This window comes from Clavibacter michiganensis (assembly GCF_021216655.1).
Classification (GTDB): Bacteria; Actinomycetota; Actinomycetes; order Actinomycetales; family Microbacteriaceae; genus Clavibacter; species Clavibacter michiganensis.
In genome coordinates, this window is the sequence record NZ_CP080437.1 from 1,039,103 (window position 1) to 1,055,836 (window position 16,734).

At 71.6% G+C, this 16,734-nt stretch carries 18 protein-coding genes; 3 read left to right on the plus strand and 15 right to left on the minus strand.

The annotated features are described in order from the left end of the window. Positions 1-5: 5 nt before the first annotated feature. From K0V08_RS04800 to K0V08_RS04810, 3 genes are all read right to left on the minus strand, one after another. Entirely contained in the window at positions 6-227 is a 222-nt protein-coding gene (locus K0V08_RS04800) for a hypothetical protein (RefSeq protein ID WP_012038491.1), read from the minus strand. A gap of 182 nt (positions 228-409) precedes the next feature. Then, positions 410-1,039, minus strand: coding sequence for a 30S ribosomal protein S4 (gene rpsD / locus K0V08_RS04805; protein ID WP_012038492.1), 630 nt, complete (start codon positions 1,037-1,039; stop codon positions 410-412). A gap of 248 nt (positions 1,040-1,287) precedes the next feature. Beyond that, positions 1,288-2,709, minus strand: coding sequence for a replication-associated recombination protein A (locus tag K0V08_RS04810; protein ID WP_079533375.1), 1,422 nt, complete (start codon positions 2,707-2,709; stop codon positions 1,288-1,290). A gap of 72 nt (positions 2,710-2,781) precedes the next feature. Between K0V08_RS04810 and K0V08_RS04815 the strand changes: the two genes are divergently transcribed. From K0V08_RS04815 to K0V08_RS04825, 3 genes are all read left to right on the plus strand, one after another. Then, positions 2,782-3,057: a hypothetical protein gene (locus K0V08_RS04815; RefSeq protein WP_043560818.1), complete on the plus strand. Its 276-nt coding sequence runs from the start codon at positions 2,782-2,784 to the stop codon at positions 3,055-3,057. A gap of 243 nt (positions 3,058-3,300) precedes the next feature. Next, complete coding sequence (locus K0V08_RS04820; protein ID WP_079533378.1) at positions 3,301-4,533, plus strand: DUF349 domain-containing protein; 1,233 nt, start codon at positions 3,301-3,303, stop codon at positions 4,531-4,533. A gap of 93 nt (positions 4,534-4,626) precedes the next feature. Continuing rightward, positions 4,627-5,235 (plus strand): type IV toxin-antitoxin system AbiEi family antitoxin, encoded by a 609-nt coding sequence (locus K0V08_RS04825; RefSeq protein WP_079533381.1) that lies wholly within the window; start codon positions 4,627-4,629, stop codon positions 5,233-5,235. Here the strand turns inward: K0V08_RS04825 and K0V08_RS04830 are convergent. From K0V08_RS04830 to K0V08_RS04885, 12 genes are all read right to left on the minus strand, one after another. Then, positions 5,222-7,471 carry a RelA/SpoT family protein gene (locus tag K0V08_RS04830; RefSeq protein WP_012038496.1) on the minus strand — a complete coding sequence of 750 codons (2,250 nt, stop codon included), beginning with the start codon at positions 7,469-7,471 and terminating at the stop codon, positions 5,222-5,224. The two genes, K0V08_RS04825 and K0V08_RS04830, sit on opposite strands and share 14 nt — an antisense overlap. A 138-nt stretch (positions 7,472-7,609) precedes the next feature. Continuing rightward, positions 7,610-7,969 (minus strand): rhodanese-like domain-containing protein, encoded by a 360-nt coding sequence (locus K0V08_RS04835; protein WP_012038497.1) that lies wholly within the window; start codon positions 7,967-7,969, stop codon positions 7,610-7,612. Continuing rightward, on the minus strand, positions 7,966-8,976 hold the full coding sequence (gene secF, locus K0V08_RS04840; protein ID WP_079533383.1) for a protein translocase subunit SecF: 1,011 nt from the start codon (positions 8,974-8,976) through the stop codon (positions 7,966-7,968). The genes K0V08_RS04835 and secF overlap by 4 nt, the downstream gene beginning before the upstream one ends. Continuing rightward, the gene (gene secD / locus K0V08_RS04845; protein ID WP_012038499.1) at positions 8,976-10,784 is read right to left on the minus strand and encodes a protein translocase subunit SecD; all 1,809 of its coding nucleotides are present in this window, start codon (positions 10,782-10,784) and stop codon (positions 8,976-8,978) included. The genes secF and secD overlap by 1 nt, the downstream gene beginning before the upstream one ends. A gap of 126 nt (positions 10,785-10,910) precedes the next feature. After that, a complete protein-coding gene (gene yajC / locus K0V08_RS04850; protein WP_012038500.1) occupies positions 10,911-11,294 on the minus strand; it encodes a preprotein translocase subunit YajC in 384 nt (127 codons plus the stop codon). A 76-nt stretch (positions 11,295-11,370) separates the two neighbouring features. Further along, complete coding sequence (gene ruvB / locus K0V08_RS04855) at positions 11,371-12,450, minus strand: Holliday junction branch migration DNA helicase RuvB (RefSeq protein WP_079533385.1); 1,080 nt, start codon at positions 12,448-12,450, stop codon at positions 11,371-11,373. Next, a complete protein-coding gene (gene ruvA / locus K0V08_RS04860; RefSeq protein ID WP_012038502.1) occupies positions 12,447-13,091 on the minus strand; it encodes a Holliday junction branch migration protein RuvA in 645 nt (214 codons plus the stop codon). The genes ruvB and ruvA overlap by 4 nt, the downstream gene beginning before the upstream one ends. A gap of 16 nt (positions 13,092-13,107) precedes the next feature. Next, a complete protein-coding gene (ruvC, locus tag K0V08_RS04865; RefSeq protein WP_079533775.1) occupies positions 13,108-13,716 on the minus strand; it encodes a crossover junction endodeoxyribonuclease RuvC in 609 nt (202 codons plus the stop codon). Positions 13,717-13,767: 51 nt separating this feature from the next. Further along, positions 13,768-14,535 (minus strand): YebC/PmpR family DNA-binding transcriptional regulator, encoded by a 768-nt coding sequence (locus tag K0V08_RS04870; protein ID WP_079533387.1) that lies wholly within the window; start codon positions 14,533-14,535, stop codon positions 13,768-13,770. Positions 14,536-14,612: 77 nt separating this feature from the next. After that, complete coding sequence (gene pdxT / locus K0V08_RS04875) at positions 14,613-15,242, minus strand: pyridoxal 5'-phosphate synthase glutaminase subunit PdxT (RefSeq protein WP_079533389.1); 630 nt, start codon at positions 15,240-15,242, stop codon at positions 14,613-14,615. Continuing rightward, the gene (pdxS, locus tag K0V08_RS04880; RefSeq protein WP_012038506.1) at positions 15,232-16,134 is read right to left on the minus strand and encodes a pyridoxal 5'-phosphate synthase lyase subunit PdxS; all 903 of its coding nucleotides are present in this window, start codon (positions 16,132-16,134) and stop codon (positions 15,232-15,234) included. Before pdxS ends, pdxT begins: the two co-directional genes overlap by 11 nt. Before the next feature lie 13 nt (positions 16,135-16,147). After that, on the minus strand, positions 16,148-16,732 hold the full coding sequence (locus K0V08_RS04885) for an HIT family protein (RefSeq protein WP_086503698.1): 585 nt from the start codon (positions 16,730-16,732) through the stop codon (positions 16,148-16,150). Positions 16,733-16,734 lie beyond the last annotated feature (2 nt).

The window sequence follows — 16,734 nt, forward strand, 5'->3', positions numbered from 1 at the left end:
GCGGTCTACTGCTTTCCCAGCTCGGTGATGGTGTCCTCGGCCTCGCCCACGGCGGAGCGCAGCTCGGCCTCGCGGCGCCGGTAGCCGTGCTCGACGGACTCGCCGAAGCGGCGGGCCCGGGCGTCGACGTCCTGGAACAGGCGGTGCCCGGCGGGGGTGCGGTCGACCACGTGGGCGACCGCGAAGCCGATGACGACCCCCACGACGATGAGGACGAGGTTCTTCATGCTGCTCCCCTTCCGGGAGGTGACGCGACGGGCTGGTGGCCTTCGGGGCCGAGGGCGATCCTACCGGCCGGGCCCCGCGCCGCCCCGGCCGGACTGCCGCGGACGTGGGCCGCGGCCGGATACGACGCGAGGCGGGCCGCCCCGGGATGGGGCGACCCGCCTCGCGGACGGTGGAGCGGTGCTTAGCGTGCCGCGTAGTACTCGACGACCAGCTGGACCTCGCAGGTCACGGGGACCTCGGCGCGCTTCGGCAGGCGCACGAGGCGGGCCTGGAGCTTGTCGAGCTCGACCTCGAGGTACGAGGGGAGCTTCGGCAGCACGTCGGCGTGACCGCCGGCGGCGGCGACCTGGAAGGGCTCGGTGCCCTCGGAGCGCGGCTTGACGTGGATCATCTGGCCGGCCTTCACGCGGAAGGAGGGGCGGTCGACGATCTTGCCGTCGACCATGATGTGACGGTGCACGACGAGCTGGCGGGCCTGCGCCGTGGTGCGCGCGAGGCCGGAGCGGACGACGAGCGCGTCGAGGCGCTGCTCGAGGATCTCGACGAGGTTCTCACCGGTCAGGCCCTGCGTGCGACGCGCCTCCTGGAAGGCGATCTTGAGCTGGGCCTCGCGGATGCCGTACTGGGCGCGCAGACGCTGCTTCTCGCGGAGGCGGACGGCGTAGTCGCTGTCCTGCTTGCGCTTGGACCGGCCGTGCTCGCCCGGCGCGTAGGGGCGCTTCTCGAGGTACTTGGCCGCCTTCGGCGTGAGCGGGATGCCCAGCGCGCGGGAGAGGCGGGTCTTGCTGCGGGTGCGTGACTTGGTGGACACGTTTTCCTTCCAGGGAGAAAGTCTCTGACTACGAATGATGCAGGGCGTCCGCGCACACGCATGGGCGCGCGACGATCGATCCCGCTGATGCGGGTCCTGCGGAAGTAGAGGGATTCGCCACGGGTCGTCCGGCTACAGGACGTGTCCCTTGGATCTGGATGTCGACGCAGCCGCACGCGACACCCCATCTAGGCGTCAGCAAGCGTAGCACGCGATCGGCGCGATCCCGGGGATGCGCCGCGCCGGGATCAGCCCCCGCGGACGATGCGGCGCAGCTTCTCGAGCCGGGCCGAGAGGTCCCGCTCGTGCCCGTGCTGCGTGGGCGAGTAGTAGGTGCGTCCGACGAGCTCGTCCGGCAGGTACTGCTGCGTCACGACGCCGATGTCCGCGTCATGGGGATAGCGGTAGCCCTTGCCGTGGCCGAGCCGCTTCGCGCCCGGGTAGTGCGCGTCACGGAGGTGCAGCGGCACGCGGCCGAAGGCGCCGGCGCGGACGTCCGCGATGGCCTGGTCGATCCCGAGGTAGGAGGCGTTCGACTTGGGCGCGGTCGCGAGGTGCACGACCGCCTGCGCCAACGGGATCCGCCCCTCGGGCATGCCGATGAGCTGCACCGCGTCGGCGGCCGCGACCGCGACGACGAGCGCCTGCGGGTCGGCGAGGCCGATGTCCTCCGACGCCGAGACGATGATCCGCCGGGCGATGAAGCGCGGGTCCTCCCCCGCCTCGATCATCCGCGCGAGGTAGTGCAGCGCGGCGTCGACGTCGGATCCGCGGATCGACTTGATGAACGCGCTGATGACGTCGTAGTGCTCGTCGCCGTTGCGGTCGTAGCGGAGCAGGGCCCGGTCGACCGCGAGCGCGACCTGCTCGGTGGAGATCGGGACGGGCGCGGGATCCTCGGCGGGCTCGGGATCGACGCCGTCCTGGTCGTCGTCGTCCTCGTCGACGGCCTCCTGCCCGTCGGCCGCCGCGCGCGCCTTGCCCGACGCGTCCGCTTGCGCCGACACGGCAGCCGCCTCGAGCGCCGTGAGCGCGCGCCGGGCGTCGCCGGACGCGAGCCGGATGATCATGGCCCGCGCGTCGTCAGCGAGCGCGAAGCGCCCGCCGAGTCCCCGGTCGTCGACGACGGCGCGGTCCACGAGCACGCCCAGGTCGTCGTCGTCGAGCTGCTCCAGCGTCAGCAGGAGGCTCCGGGAGAGGAGCGGCGAGATGACGGAGAACGACGGGTTCTCGGTGGTGGCCGCGATGAGGATCACCCACCCGTTCTCCACGCCCGGCAGCAGCGCGTCCTGCTGGGCCTTGGTGAACCGGTGGATCTCGTCGAGGAAGAGCACGGTCGAGACGCCGAAGAGGTCGCGGTCGCTGAGCGCCTTCTCCATCACCTGCCGCACGTCGCGGACGCCGGCGGTCACGGCCGAGAGCTCGACGAAGCGGCGGCTGGATCCGTGCGCGATGGCCTGCGCGAGCGTCGTCTTGCCCGTGCCGGGCGGGCCCCACAGGATGATCGAGACCGAGCCCTGCTCCCCCGCGACGTCCGACGCGAGGCTCACGAGAGGCGAGCCGGGGGTCAGGAGATGACGCTGGCCGGTGACCTCGTCGAGGCTGCGGGGACGCATCCGGACGGCCAGGGGCGTCGCCCCCGAACGGAGGCCCGGTCGCGTGTCGGTCATGATCTCGATGGTAGGCGCGACCGGCTATGGTTCCCGTACCGCCGCCTCGGGCGGGACCGACCGGAGGACGCCGTGGCCCCCAAGAACGACCGCGCAGCCCGCGAGGCGCAGGCCCGACTCCGCCGCTACGCGGCCCGCCAGGAGCTCCACGCGCGCGCCGTCCGACGCCGCCGTCGCGACGACCTGGGCGCGGTCGTGGCGGTGGTCCTCGTCGCCGCGCTCGCGATCGGCGCGCAGCTCGCGTACGAGTCCGGGCCAGGTGCCCCCGCGCCGGCGCCCGCTCCCTCGTCCTCGCCGTCGTCCCCCGCGACCGTCCCCGCGACACCGGACGCCACGCCGACCCCCTGATCCGCCCGGACGACTCCCCGCGGCGGCGCGCGCGACGGGAGGGTCGGTCCCGCCCGGTCCTCACGGGCCCCTGCGAGGCGGGTCGGATCCTCGGCGACCCGCACCGGGCCGCCCCACCCTGGGGCATGATCGAGAGGTCAGCCAGCGCCCGTCGCGAGACGATCCCGCCCGCGAGGCGTGCTCTAGGCTGGCGTGCACGTCTCCGCACCGGTCCGGCCGGTCCTACGAACAAGGTGAGCATCCGTGGCTGACAACGATCAGACCCCCTGGGGCCGCGTCGACGAGACGGGCACCGTCTTCCTGCGCGAGGGCGAGGGCGAACGCGCCGTCGGCCAGTACCCCGACGGGACCCCCGAGGAGGCGCTGGCCTACTTCCAGCGCAAGTTCACCGACCTCGCGGGACAGGTCACGCTCCTGGAGCAGCGCGCCAAGCGCGGCGCACCCGCGGCCGACGTCTCCAAGGCCGTCGCCCACCTCATCGAGGCCGTCACCGGCGCCAACGCCGTCGGCGACCTCGCCGCGCTCCGCGCGCGTCTCGACGTCCTGGCCGCCACCGTCGGCGAGCTGACCGAGAAGCAGGGCGAGGAGCAGCGCCAGGTGGTGCAGGGCGCCATCGCCGAGCGCACCGCCATCGTCGAGGAGACCGAGCGACTCGCGACCCAGGACTTCTCGAAGGTCCAGTGGAAGCAGCTGACCGCCGAGGTCGACGCCCTGTTCGGCCGCTGGCAGCAGCACCAGCAGACGGGTCCCCGCCTCCCGAAGAACGAGGCCAACGAGCTCTGGAAGCGCTTCCGCACGGCGCGCTCCACCATCGACACCGAGCGCAAGGCGTTCTTCGCCGAGCTCGACAACGCGCACAAGGACGCCCGCTCGAAGAAGCAGGCCATCGTCGAGCAGGCGCGCGCGCTCGAGCCGCAGGGCGTCGGCGGCATCCCCGCGTACCGCCGCCTCCTCGACGAGTGGAAGCTCGCCGGGCGCGCGGGCAAGCGCTACGACGACGCGCTCTGGGCGCAGTTCAAGGCGGCGGGCGACGTGCTCTACGGCGCCAAGGCCGAGGTCGACGCCGCGGACGACGAGGAGCAGCAGGCCAACCTCCAGGCCAAGCTCGCCCTCCTCGACGAGGCCGAGCCGATCCTCCAGATCACGGAGCGCACCGCGGCGCGCGACAAGCTCACCGCGGTCCAGCTGCGCTGGGACGCGATCGGTCGCGTCCCGCGCGACAGCGTCAAGACCGTCGAGGACCGACTGCGCAAGGTCGAGACCCACGTCCGCACGCTGGACGAGGAGTTCTGGCGCAAGAACAACCCGGAGACGAAGGCGCGCTCCGAGGGGCTCGCCTCGCAGCTCGGCGCCGCGATCGACAAGCTGCAGCGCGAGCTCGACGCGGCCAAGGCCGACGGCGACGCCCGACGCATCAAGGACGCCGAGGAGGCCCTCGCCGCCCGCCGTGTCTGGCTGGACGCGCTCGGCTCGTAGCCCGCCCCTCCGCACCACCCACGACGGCCCGGGATCCTCCACAGGATCCCGGGCCGTCACCCGTGGCCCCGTGCCCGATGGCATGGTGCGCCCATGTCACCTCGACTCGCCCCCGTCCTGTCCGTCCTCGACCTCCCCCTCGCCGAGCTCTGCTCCGCCCGCCTCGACGGCGAGGTGTACGAGGTCGACGCCTGCTACTCCCCCGTCGACGAGCTCGCCTCGCCCTGGCTCCGCGCCGCGGCCCTCGCCGCGCAGGTCCCCTCGCGGCTCATCGCCGAGCGGTCGACGGCCGCCTGGGTGCACGGCGCCGTCCGCACCCCACCCCGGACGCACGAGTACTGCGTCGACAGCGTCGCGCGCTGCCATCCGCCTGCACTCCGGAACGTGCGCATCCGCGAGGTCGTGCTCGACGAGCGCGACACGGTCGTGCTGGTCGGTCTCCGCGTCACCACTCCGCTGCGGACGCTGTGCGACATCGCGCGCACGGTCGCCGACTTCACGCCGGCCCACGAGGCCGCGTGCCTCGGTCTTCTCGCGCTGCCCGGGGTCACGGACGCGGCCGCGCGGCAGCACCTCGCCGCCTCGGGTGCGTTGCCCGACAAGCGCCGAGCGCTAGCCCGGCTCGAGACCCTCGCCCGCCGCACCCCGTCATCGGATCGCACGGACGACGGACCGGCGGCGGATCCCGTCAGCCTCCGTTGACCCGGTACACGTCGTACACGGCGTCGATGCGGCGCACCGCGTTGAGCACGCGGTCCAGGTGCGTCACGTCGCCCATCTCGAACACGAAGCGGCTGATCGCGAGCCGGTTCGACGACGTCGAGACGGACGCGGAGAGGATGTTCACGTGGTGCTCCGAGAGCACACGCGTCACGTCGCTGAGGAGGCCGGAACGGTCGAGGGCCTCGACCTGGATGTGCACCAGGAACAGGCTCTTGGACGACGGCGCCCACTCCACCTCGATCATGCGATCGGGCTCGGCGCGCAGGGAGTCGACGTTGTGGCAGTTGGCCTGGTGGACGGAGACCCCCGCGCCGCGCGTCACGAACCCGATGATCTCGTCGCCCGGCACCGGCGTGCAGCACTTGGCGAGCTTCACGAGGATGTCCGGCGCCCCGCGCACGAGCACGCCGGAGTCGCTGTTGCGCGAGACCCGCGAGCGCTGCGTGACGGCGAAGACCTCCTCGGCCTCGCCGCCGCTGTCACCCTGGATCGACGACAGCACCTTCTCGATCACCGACTGGGTCGAGACGTGCCCTTCGCCGACGGCGGCGTAGAGCGCCGCGACGTCGTCGTACTTCATGCTCTGCGCCACGTCCGAGAACGCGTCCTGGTTCATGAGCTTCTGCAGCGGGAGGTTCTGCTTGCGCATGGCGCGGGCGATGGCGTCCTTGCCCTGCTCGATCGCCTCCTCGCGGCGCTCCTTGGTGAACCACTGCTTGATCTTGTTGCGCGCGCGAGCGCTCTTCACGAACGCGAGCCAGTCCTTGCTCGGTCCGCTGTCGGGGTTCTTCGACGTGAACACCTCCACCACGTCGCCCGTGGTGAGCGGGTTCTCGAGAGGCACGAGCCGTCCGTTCACCTTGGCGCCCATCGTGCGGTGGCCGACGTCCGTGTGCACGGCGTAGGCGAAGTCCACGGGCGTCCCGCCGGCGGGCAGGCCGATCACCTTGCCGTGCGGGGTGAAGACGTAGACCTCCTTCGCGCCGATCTCGAAGCGCAGCGAGTCGAGGAACTCCCCGGGATCCGCGGTCTCCGACTGCCAGTCGGAGATGTGCGCGAGCCAGGCGAGGTCGGTGTCCCCCTGCGGCGAGACCTCGGGGGTGCGCCCGCCGTTCATGCGCTCCTTGTACTTCCAGTGCGCGGCGACGCCGAACTCGGCGCGCTGGTGCATCTCGTGCGTGCGGATCTGGATCTCGACCGGGCGGCCCTTGGGACCTATGACCGTCGTGTGCAGCGACTGGTAGAGGTTGAACTTGGGCGTGGCGATGTAGTCCTTGAACCGGCCGGGCACGGGCGTCCAGCGGGCGTGGATCGCACCGAGCACGGCATAGCAGTCGCGCAGCGAGTCGACCAGCACGCGGATCCCGACGAGGTCGTAGATCTCGTCGAACTCGCGGCCGCGGACGACCATCTTCTGGTAGATCGAGTAGTACTGCTTCGGCCGGCCGGCCACCTTGCCGCGGATCTTGGCGGCTCGCAGGTCGTCGTTGACGCTGTCGATCACCTGCTGGACGAACTCCTCGCGCTGCGGCGTGCGCTGCTTGACGAGGTTCTCGATCTCGACGTAGATCTTCGGGTAGAGCACCGCGAACGAGAGGTCCTCGAGCTCCCACTTGATGGTCGAGATGCCGAGGCGGTGCGCGAGCGGCGCGTAGATCTCGAGGGTCTCCTTGGCCTTCCGCTCGGCGGACGCGGATTCGACGAACCCCCACGTGCGCGCGTTGTGGAGGCGATCGGCCAGCTTGACCACGAGGACCCGGATGTCCTTGGACATCGCGACGACCATCTTGCGCACCGTCTCGGCCTGGGCGCTGTCGCCGTACTTGAGCTTGTCGAGCTTGGTCACGCCGTCGACCAGCATCGCGATCTCGTCGCCGAAGTCGTGGCGCAGCATGTCGAGCGTGTACTCGGTGTCCTCGACCGTGTCGTGCAGGAGGGCGGCCGCGAGCGTCTTGGGGCCGATGCCGAGGTCGGCGAGGATCTGGGCGACCGCGACCGGGTGGGTGATGTACGGCTCACCGCTCTTGCGCTTCTGGCCCTCGTGCGCCCGCTCGGCGACGGCGTAGGCCCGCTCGATCAGGCTCATGTCGGCCTTGGGGTGGTGCAGGCGCGCGGTGCGGATCAGCTGCTCGACGGCACCGGCGGGCTGCGCCCGGGAGAAGAGGCGGGGCACCAGGCGCCGGAGGGAAGCCGTGCTCGAGGTCGTCTCCGTCATCGTTCAGCCTCCCAGGCGTGTGCTGGAGACCAAATTATCACCGCGCCCGGGACCTCCCGACCACGGGCGGGCGTCCGGCGATGGGCACAGGGCCTCCCGGAGCACGTCACCCGACGACGCGCGGGGCGGCCGTCCGGCTCAGGCGACGCGGCCGGGCTGCCCGTCCTCGGTGACGACGTCGCCGCCCATCTCGGACCACGCGTGCATGCCGCCCGTGATGTTGGAGGCCGCGAATCCGCCGCGCAGCAGGGCCTGGGTCGCGATGGCCGACCGGTGACCGGAGCGGCAGACCACCGCGATGTGCTGGTCGGTCGGGATCTCGTCGACGCGCGCCTGGAGCTCGCCCATCGGGATGTGGTGGGCGACGGCGGAGTGGCCGGCCTCCCACTCGTCGGGCTCGCGCACGTCGAGGAGCCAGGACTCGCCCGTGGTGGTGCGGGCCTTGGCGGTGGCGGCGTCGAGGTCCTCGGGTACACCTGCGCCCTGCGCGCTCGTCACGATTCCACCGTCACGGCCGCGCGCTCGGCCTGGGAGCGGCTCGCGGCCGATCTCGCGAGGGCGTCGCCGCGCTTCACCTTCGGCTCGCCCTCACGGAGGTGGGCGTAGAGCGGAGCCGCGATGAAGATCGTCGAGTAGGTGCCGACGATGATGCCGATGAACAGCGACAGCGCGATGTCGCGCAGGGTGCCGGCGCCGAGCACGACGGCGCCGATGAAGAGGATCGACCCCACGGGGAGGATGGCGACGATCGACGTGTTGATGGACCGCACGAGGGTCTGGTTGACCGCGAGGTTCACCGACTGCGCGAACGTGCGACGCGACTCCTGCCCGTCCTCCGCGGTGTTCTCGCGGATCTTGTCGAACACCACGACGGTGTCGTAGAGCGAGTACCCGAGGATCGTGAGGAAGCCGATCACGGCCGCCGGCGTGACCTCGAAGCCCGTGATGCCGTAGATGCCTGCGGTGAGGACGAGGTCGTGCAGGAGGGCGATGATCGCCGCGACGGACATCTTCCACGTGCGGAAGTAGACCGACATGACGACCGCGGCCAGCGCGAGGAAGACCACGAGGCCCCAGAGCGCCTGGCGGGTGATGTCCTGTCCCCAGGACGGCCCGATGAAGGACTCGGTGACGCTGGACGTCTCGACGCCGTACGCCGTCGCGAGCGCCTGCCGCACGGCGGAGCTGTCCGCGGGCTGCAGCTGGTCGGTCTGGACGCGGACGCCGTCGGACCCGACCGACGACACGCGAGCGGGCACCGGGGTCACGGTGGCGACGGCGTCGCTCGCGATGTCCTGCGACTGCGACTGCACCCCGCTCACCGTGTACTCGGATCCGCCCGTGAACTCGATGCCGAACGTGAAGCCGCCGCGGACGAGCGGCCCCAGGACGGAGATGAGGATGCAGATCGCCGCGATGGAGTACCAGAGACGGCGGCGGCCGACGATGTCGAACGAGCGCTTGCCCGTGTAGAGGTCGTTGCCGAATTCGGAGAAGCCAGCCATCAGTCGTCCCTGCTCGTGTCGTCGGCCCGCGGTGGGTCGATGGTCGCGGTCTTCGTGGATCCGGTCGCCTGGCCCTGGGCGGCCTTGCGCTCGGCGATGGTCTGCCGGCGCGCCGCCTCCTTGGCCGCCGCGGCACCGCGCCCCGCCGTGGCGGTGGGGGTGCGGAACGTGGCGCGCCCCCGGTACACCGCGCCGAGCGCCCGCGGGTCGAGCCCGCTCATGCGGTGGCCCTCGGCGAAGAAGCGCCGGTTCGCGAGCAGCTGCAGGATCGGGTGCGTGAAGAGCGAGACGACGATGAGGTCGATGATCGTCGTGAGCCCGAGCGTCAGCGCGAAGCCCTTGACGTTGCCCACGGCGAGGATGAACAGCACCGCCGCCGCCAGGAAGTTGACCGTGTCGGACGCGATGATCGTGCGCAGCGCGCGCTTCCACCCCTGCTCGACGGACGAGACCAGGCCGCGGCCGTCGCGCAGCTCGTCCTTGATGCGCTCGAAGTAGACGATGAACGAGTCCGCCGTGATGCCGATGGCCACGATGAGCCCCGCCACCCCGGCGAGCGACAGCCGATACCCCTCCCGCCAGCTGAGCAGCGTGATGAGGAGGTAGGTGATCACCGCGGCGATCACGAGCGACGCGATCGTGACCATGCCGAGCGCCCGGTACTGCACGAGCGAGTAGAGCACCACGAGCACGAGGCCGATGAGCCCCGCGATCAGGCCGCTGGTGAGCTGCGAGGATCCGAGCGTCGCCGAGATGACGTCCGAGCTCTGCAGCGTGAAGCTGAGCGGCAGGGCGCCGAACTTGAGCTGGTCGGCCAGCGCCTTGGCGCTCTCCTGCGTGAAGTTGCCCGTGATGGAGGGCTTGCCGTTGGTGACGACGCCCTGCGTGACCGGGGCGGAGATGACCTCGTTGTCGAGCACGAACGCGAACTGGTTGCGTGGGGACTCGAGCGTGATCAGGCGGGTCGACATGTCTCCGAACTGCTTCGTGCCGTCGCCGTCGAAGACCAGGTTGACCGACCACGTGCCGGTGCTGACGCCCTGGCTCGACTGCTGGAGGCCGCTCGTCGCGTCGGAGATCGTGCTGCCGTCGACCTCGACCGGGCCGAGGACGTACTTCGCGGCGCCGTCGTCGGAGCAGGCGATGATCGCGCGGTCGGCGGGGGCGGCCTGCCCGTCGTTCTCGGGGGCGGTCGCGCAGTCGTACGCGGCGAACTCGGCCTGGAGGCGGGGGGTGACCCACGAGACGTCGCTCGGGCCCGTGGGCTCCGCGGTCGGCTCGTCGGAGAGGGTGGAGGGATCCGGGGTGGCCTCCGCGGCCGGGGTCTCGGCTGCGGGAGTGGAGCCATCCGCGGGAGCCGACCCATCAGTGGGCGTGGGCGTGGGCGTCGCGGCGACAGAGGCCGTGCCGGCCGCGCCGATGAGCACGGGGCGGAGCTCGAGCTTCGCCGACGACTGCAGGCGCTGCATGGTCGCCGCGTCGGGCTCACCGGGCAGGCTGACGACGATGTTGCTGCCGCCCTGCGTGGTGATCTCCGCCTCGGAGACGCCGCTCGCGTCGACGCGCTGGCGGATGATAGAGACGGCCTGCGCGAGCTGCTCGCTCGTGGGCCCGGAGGAGGCTCCGTCGAGCTGCGGCGCGAGGATGATCTGCGTGCCGCCCTCGAGGTCGAGCGCGAGCTTGGGGCTCCACGAGCCGTTGCTGAACGCGACGCTCGCGGCGTTGCCGCCGGCCAGGAGGCCGATGATGACCAGCAGCCAGATGAGCTTGCGCCTGGCCTTGCGTACCGGTGTGGGCGACTTGGCCACCTGGACACTCGACTTTCTTCGCGGTGGGCCGGCGGGATCCGCGCGGCGCTCCGGATGGAGGGGTGAGCGGGTCCGGGCGAGGAGACGCCCGGAGGGCGGGCGACCGGTGGCCGCCCGCCCGGGGGATCAGGAGCGCGCGGTGGGGGCGTCGCCGTCGTCGAGGCGGCGCGTGGCGTCCGTCGTGCCGGTCTCGTCGACCGCGTCCGCTGCGGGAGCGTCGTCGACGAGGACGGAGGCGTCGTCGGCGACGGTCGGCTCGACCACGCGGGCGATGGTCTGGCGGTGCAGCTTCAGCACTGTGCCGGGCGAGACCTCGAGGTAGGCGAGGTTGTTCTCCTCGTCGAAGGAGACGAGCGTGCCGTAGATGCCGGACGCGGTCATGACCTCGGCACCGGGGACCATCTGCGTCTGCAGCGACGCGAGGTCCTTCTGGCGCTTCCGGCTGTTGCGGAACATGAAGAAGATGAGCAGCGCCAGGACGGCGAACATGATCAAGGTGAACGGGTCCATGCGGGACGGGCCTTTCAGATGCTGGGAGGTGACGGACACGACGAACCGGCGACGTTCCGCGGGAGGCCAGCTTGAATCATAGTTCATCGCCGAAGAGGGCCCCGGCGGCACCTGCCGGACCCGACGCGCGGGCGGGAGCGCCCGGCGCCGCGGGGGCCTCGAGCCCGAAGTGCTCCCATGCGGCCGGCGTCGCGACGCGCCCGCGCGGCGTCCGCGTCACCAGGCCGATGCGGACGAGGAACGGCTCGACGACCGACTCGATCGTCTCCGCCTCCTCCCCCACCGACACGGCGAGCGTGTTGAGCCCGACGGGCCCGCCGCCGAAGCGCGTGAGGATGCCGCGCATGACGGCGCGGTCCAAGCGGTCGAGGCCGAGCGGATCCACGTCGTAGAGGTCGAGCGCCGCGCGGACGGACTCGAGACCTGCCTCCGTGCCGTGCACGAGGGCGTAGTCGCGCACCCGCCGGAGCAGGCGGTTCGCGATGCGCGGGGTCCCCCGGCACCGACCGGCGATCTCCGCGACCGCCTCGTGCTCGATCTCCAGGTGCAGCATGCGGGCGGCGCGCTCGATCACCTGCTCGAGCTCGTGCGTCTCGTAGAACTCCAGGTGCGCGGTGAAGCCGAAGCGGTCGCGGAGCGGGCTCGGCAGCATGCCCGAGCGCGTCGTCGCGCCCACCAGGGTGAACGGCGACAGCTCCAGCGGGATGGAGGTCGCCCCCGCGCCCTTGCCCACCATGATGTCGATGCGGTAGTCCTCCATCGCGAGGTACAGCATCTCCTCGGCCGAGCGCGCCATGCGGTGGATCTCGTCGACGAACAGGATCTCGCCCGGCACCAGCGCGGACAGCACGGCCGCGAGATCGCCCGCGTGCTGGATGGCGGGGCCGCTCGTGAGCCGCAGGGGGCGGCGGCTCTCCTCCGCCACGATCATGGCGAGCGTCGTCTTGCCGAGCCCGGGCGGGCCGGCGAGCAGGATGTGGTCGGGCGAGCGGTTCTGCATGGCCGCGGCCGTGAGCAGCAGCTCCAATTGGCCGCGCACCTTGACCTGGCCGACGAACTCGGAGAGCGATCGGGGGCGGAGCGCGCCCTCGAAGGCGAGCTCGGCGTCGGACTCCGGGACGGGGCTGGACGCGTCGCCGTGCTCGAGCCCGCTCATCGGTCGGCCGCCTGACCGGTCGGGGCCGCGCCCGCGGGCTGCTGCGGCCCGAGCATGCCGAGCGCGACGCGCAGCAGGCGGGGCATGTCGGCGGGCAGCCCCTGATCGGCCGCCGCGGCCGCGGCGTCGTCGACCGCGGTGCGAGCCACGCGCTCGGACCAGCCGAGGCCGATGAGGGCCGTGACGACGTCGGCCGTGACGGTGGACGCGGCGGACGTCGCCGAACGCGCTCGTGGCTGGGTGACGAACAGCTTCCCCGCGAGCTGCAGCACGATGAGCTTGGCGGTCTTCGGTCCGATGCCCGACACGCGGCGGAAGGCGGCGTCGTCCTCCGCGGCGACGGCCTGGGCCATGGCCTCCGGATCCAGGTGCTCGAGCACCGCGAGGGCCGACTTCGGGCCGACGCCCGTGACGCCGCAGAGCAGCTCGAATGCCCGCAGCTCGTCCGGCCCGGGGAAGCCGAAGAGCGTGAGCGAGTCCTCGCGGACGACCAGCGACGTGAGCACGGTGGCCTCGGATCCGTTCCGCAGCTCGAGCGCGTGCCGCGGCGTCACCGAGACGCCGTAGCCCACCCCGTGCACCTCCAGCAGGAGGGTCTGACCGGAGACGGACAGCACGGTGCCACGGAGGGAGGAGATCACGCCCCAACCCTACGAGCTAGCGCCGACCCCGCTGCGCACGCTCGGCCGCGAGCCACGCGGCCTGCGCCGCGGTCGGTCCTGCGCCCGACGCCGCGTCGGCGCCGGTCGCGCGCGCTGTCGGCGTCGGGGTCCCCGCGATGCCCGCGCGGGACATGCCCGCGCGCCAGCCGGCGCAGATCGCGAGGGCGAGCGCGTCGGACGCGTCGGCGGGCGTCGGCAGCTCGTCGAGGCCGAGGATCCGCGCGACCATCGTCGCCACCTGCTTCTTGTCGGCCTGGCCGTACCCGGTGACGGCGGCCTTGACCTCGCTCGGCGTGTGGAGGGCGACGTCGAGACCGCGCCGCGCCGCGCCGACGAGGGCCACGCCCGTGATCTGCGCCACTCCCATCACCGTCGAGAGGTTGTCCTGCGCGAAGACGCGCTCGATGGCGACGACGGACGGGCGGTGCCGTTCCACCAGCTCCTCGATGCCGTCGCCGACCACGAGCAGCCGGTGGTGCAGCTCGGCCGTGGGGCTCGTGCGGACGACCTGCACGTCCACGAGCCGGGCCGAGCGGTCGGCGTAGACGTCGACCACGCCGACGCCGCAGCGCGTCAGTCCGGGGTCGATCCCGAGGATCCGCACGGACGGGCCGCTGCCACCCGCGCCGCTCCCCCGCACCCCGGCGATGAGGGCCTACTCCTCGTCGTCGTCGTCCAGCGCCGCCTGCACGTCGGCGGGCACGTCGCTGTTCACGTAGATGTTCTGGACGTCGTCCAGGTCCTCCATGGCGTCGACGAGCTTGTTCACCTTGCGCGCGGTCTCGAGGTCGACCTCGACCTTGACCTGCGGCACGAACTCCACGTCGGCGGAGTCGTAGTCGATCCCCGCCTCCTGCAGCGCCTGGCGCACGGCGACCATGTCGGACGGCTCGCAGCGGATCTCGAAGACCTCGCCGTGGTCGGTCACGTCCTCGGCGCCCGCGTCGAGGACCGCCGCGAGCACGTCGTCCTCGGTCGGCGCCTCGTCGTGCGGCACCGCGATGACGCCCTTGCGGTGGAAGTTGTAGGCCACGCTGCCCGGATCGGCCATCGTGCCGCCGTTGCGGCTCATGGCCGTGCGGACCTCGGCGGCCGCGCGGTTCTTGTTGTCGGTGAGGCACTCGACGAGCATCGCGACGCCGTTGGCGGCGTAGCCCTCGTACATGATCGTCTGGTAGTCGACGACCTCACCGAGCAGGCCGGCGCCGCGCTTCACCGCACGGTCGATGTTGTCGTTCGGGACGCTGGTCTTCTTGGCCTTCTGCACCGCGTCGACGAGCGTCGGGTTGCCGGACATGTCGGCGCCGCCGATCTTGGCCGCGACCTCGATGTTCTTGATCAGCTTCGCGAACGACTTGGCGCGACGCGAGTCGATGATCGCCTTCTTGTGCTTCGTGGTCGCCCACTTGGAATGTCCGGACACGGGTGGTTCTCCTTACGCGGCGTCTGCTCGCTGTCAATGATGGACCATCAGCGCATCCCGTCGAGGGACGCGGGTGCTCAGCGGGTGCGGCCGGCGTCCTCGACCGTGTCGAGGAAGAGGCGGTGGAACCGGAGGTCTCCCGTGACCTCCGGGTGGAACGAGGTGCCCAGGAGGGCGCCCTGCCGCACGGCCACGACGCGGCCGTCGTCGAGCGAGGCGAGCGCCGACGCTGCCGGCCCGACCGACGCGACCACGGGTGCGCGGATGAAGACGGCGTGGACGGGCGGGTCCCCCAGCGCGGGCACGTCGAGGTCGACCTCGAAGGACGCCGTCTGGGATCCGAACGCGTTCCGCCGCACCGAGACGTCGAGGCCGCCGATGCTGCGCTGGTCGTGGATCGCGTCGACGATCTCGTCGGCCAGCATGATGAGCCCGGCGCACGTCCCGTAGACGGGCAGGCCGTCGTCGATGGCAGAGCGCAGCGGCCCGGCGATCCCGAACTGGCGCGACAGCTTGTCCATCACCGTGGACTCGCCGCCGGGGATCACGAGCCCGGAGATGCCGGGGAGGTCCTTCGGCTGACGCACCAACCGCGTCCGGGCGCCGAAGCCCTGGAGCACGCGCACGTGCTCGCGGACGTCCCCCTGCAGCGCGAGGACGCCGACGAGCGGACCGTCTCCGTGCTGCTCCGCGGTGCTACCAGCCACGCTCGGCGAGGCGGTGCGGGGCGGGGACGTCGGCCACGTTGATCCCGACCATCGCCTCGCCCAGTCCGCGCGATGCCTCGGCGATGGCGTCGGGGTCGTTGAACAGCGCGGTCGCGGTGACGACGGCCTTGGCCCGCGCGACCGGGTTGCCCGACTTGAAGATGCCGGATCCGACGAACACGCCGTCGGCGCCGAGCTGCATCATCATCGCGGCGTCGGCCGGGGTGGCCACACCGCCCGCGGTGAACAGGACGACCGGCAGCTGGCCCGTCCTCGCCACCTCGAGCACGAGGTCGTACGGCGCCTGCAGCTCCTTCGCGGCGACGTAGATCTCGTCGTGCGTGAGGGCGCTGAGCGTGCGGATCTCGGACTTGATGGTGCGGATGTGCTTGGTGGCCTCGGAGACGTCGCCCGTGCCGGCCTCGCCCTTCGAGCGGATCATGGCCGCGCCCTCGGTGATGCGGCGGAGCGCCTCGCCGAGCGTGGTGGCGCCGCAGACGAAGGGGACGGTGAAGCCCCACTTGTCGATGTGGTTCACGTAGTCGGCCGGGCTCAGCACCTCGGACTCGTCGATGTAGTCGACCTCGAGGGACTGCAGGACCTGCGCCTCGACGAAGTGGCCGATGCGGGCCTTCGCCATGACGGGGATGGACACCTCGGCCTTGATCTGGTCGATGAGGTCGGGGTCGCTCATGCGGGCGACGCCGCCCTGCGAGCGGATGTCGGCCGGCACGCGCTCGAGCGCCATGACGGCGACCGCTCCCGCGTCCTCCGCGATGCGCGCCTGCTCGGCGTTGACGACGTCCATGATGACGCCGCCCTTGAGCATCTCCGCGAGTCCGCGCTTGACGCGGCTCGAGCCGACCTGTCCGGTGGTGTTGGTGTCAGTCATTGTGGTCCCTATCCTATTCGCCCGCGGGAGCGGGCCAGGCTGCGGCGATGGATGCGCGCACGTCGCCCAGCAGCTGCGGCAGCGCCTTGGTCTTCGCGATGATCGGCAGGAAGTTCGCGTCCTGCCCCCACCTCGGCACGATGTGCTGGTGCAGGTGCTCGGCGATGCCGGCACCCGCGACCTGGCCCTGGTTCATGCCGATGTTGTAGCCGTCGTTACGCGACACCTCGCGCACGACCCGCATGGCGGTCTGCGTGAGGGAGCCGATCTCGGCGACCTCTTCGGGGCTCGCGAGGTCGTAGGTCGCGATGTGACGATACGGGCAGACGAGCAGGTGGCCGCTGTTGTAGGGGAAGAGATTGAGCAGGACGTAAGCGTGCTCGCCCCGCGCGACGATGAGCGCGTCCTCGTCCGACATCGACGGCGCGATGCAGAACGGACACTCGTCGCGGTCCGGCTGCTGGCCCTTCTGGATGTAGACCATGCGGTGCGGGGTCCACAGGCGCTGGAACTCGTCCGGGACGCCCGCGAGGTGGCCGGGGTCGTCGACGCGCACCTCTCCCCGCTCGTCGTCGCCCGCGGGCTCGTGGTCCGACATCG

What these genes read in the sequence shown, in the direction of transcription:
- pdxS (WP_012038506.1), bottom strand. Translation starts at nt 16,134, where the DNA reads ATGACTGACACCAACACCACCGGACAGGTCGGCTCGAGCCGCGTCAAG.
- secF (WP_079533383.1), bottom strand. Translation starts at nt 8,976, where the DNA reads ATGGCTGGCTTCTCCGAATTCGGCAACGACCTCTACACGGGCAAGCGC.
- K0V08_RS04830 (WP_012038496.1), bottom strand. Translation starts at nt 7,471, where the DNA reads ATGACGGAGACGACCTCGAGCACGGCTTCCCTCCGGCGCCTGGTGCCC.
- K0V08_RS04885 (WP_086503698.1), bottom strand. Translation starts at nt 16,732, where the DNA reads ATGTCGGACCACGAGCCCGCGGGCGACGACGAGCGGGGAGAGGTGCGC.
- K0V08_RS04810 (WP_079533375.1), bottom strand. Translation starts at nt 2,709, where the DNA reads ATGACCGACACGCGACCGGGCCTCCGTTCGGGGGCGACGCCCCTGGCC.
- K0V08_RS04800 (WP_012038491.1), bottom strand. Translation starts at nt 227, where the DNA reads ATGAAGAACCTCGTCCTCATCGTCGTGGGGGTCGTCATCGGCTTCGCG.
- ruvB (WP_079533385.1), bottom strand. Translation starts at nt 12,450, where the DNA reads ATGAGCGGGCTCGAGCACGGCGACGCGTCCAGCCCCGTCCCGGAGTCC.
- K0V08_RS04825 (WP_079533381.1), top strand. Translation starts at nt 4,627, where the DNA reads ATGTCACCTCGACTCGCCCCCGTCCTGTCCGTCCTCGACCTCCCCCTC.
- yajC (WP_012038500.1), bottom strand. Translation starts at nt 11,294, where the DNA reads ATGGACCCGTTCACCTTGATCATGTTCGCCGTCCTGGCGCTGCTCATC.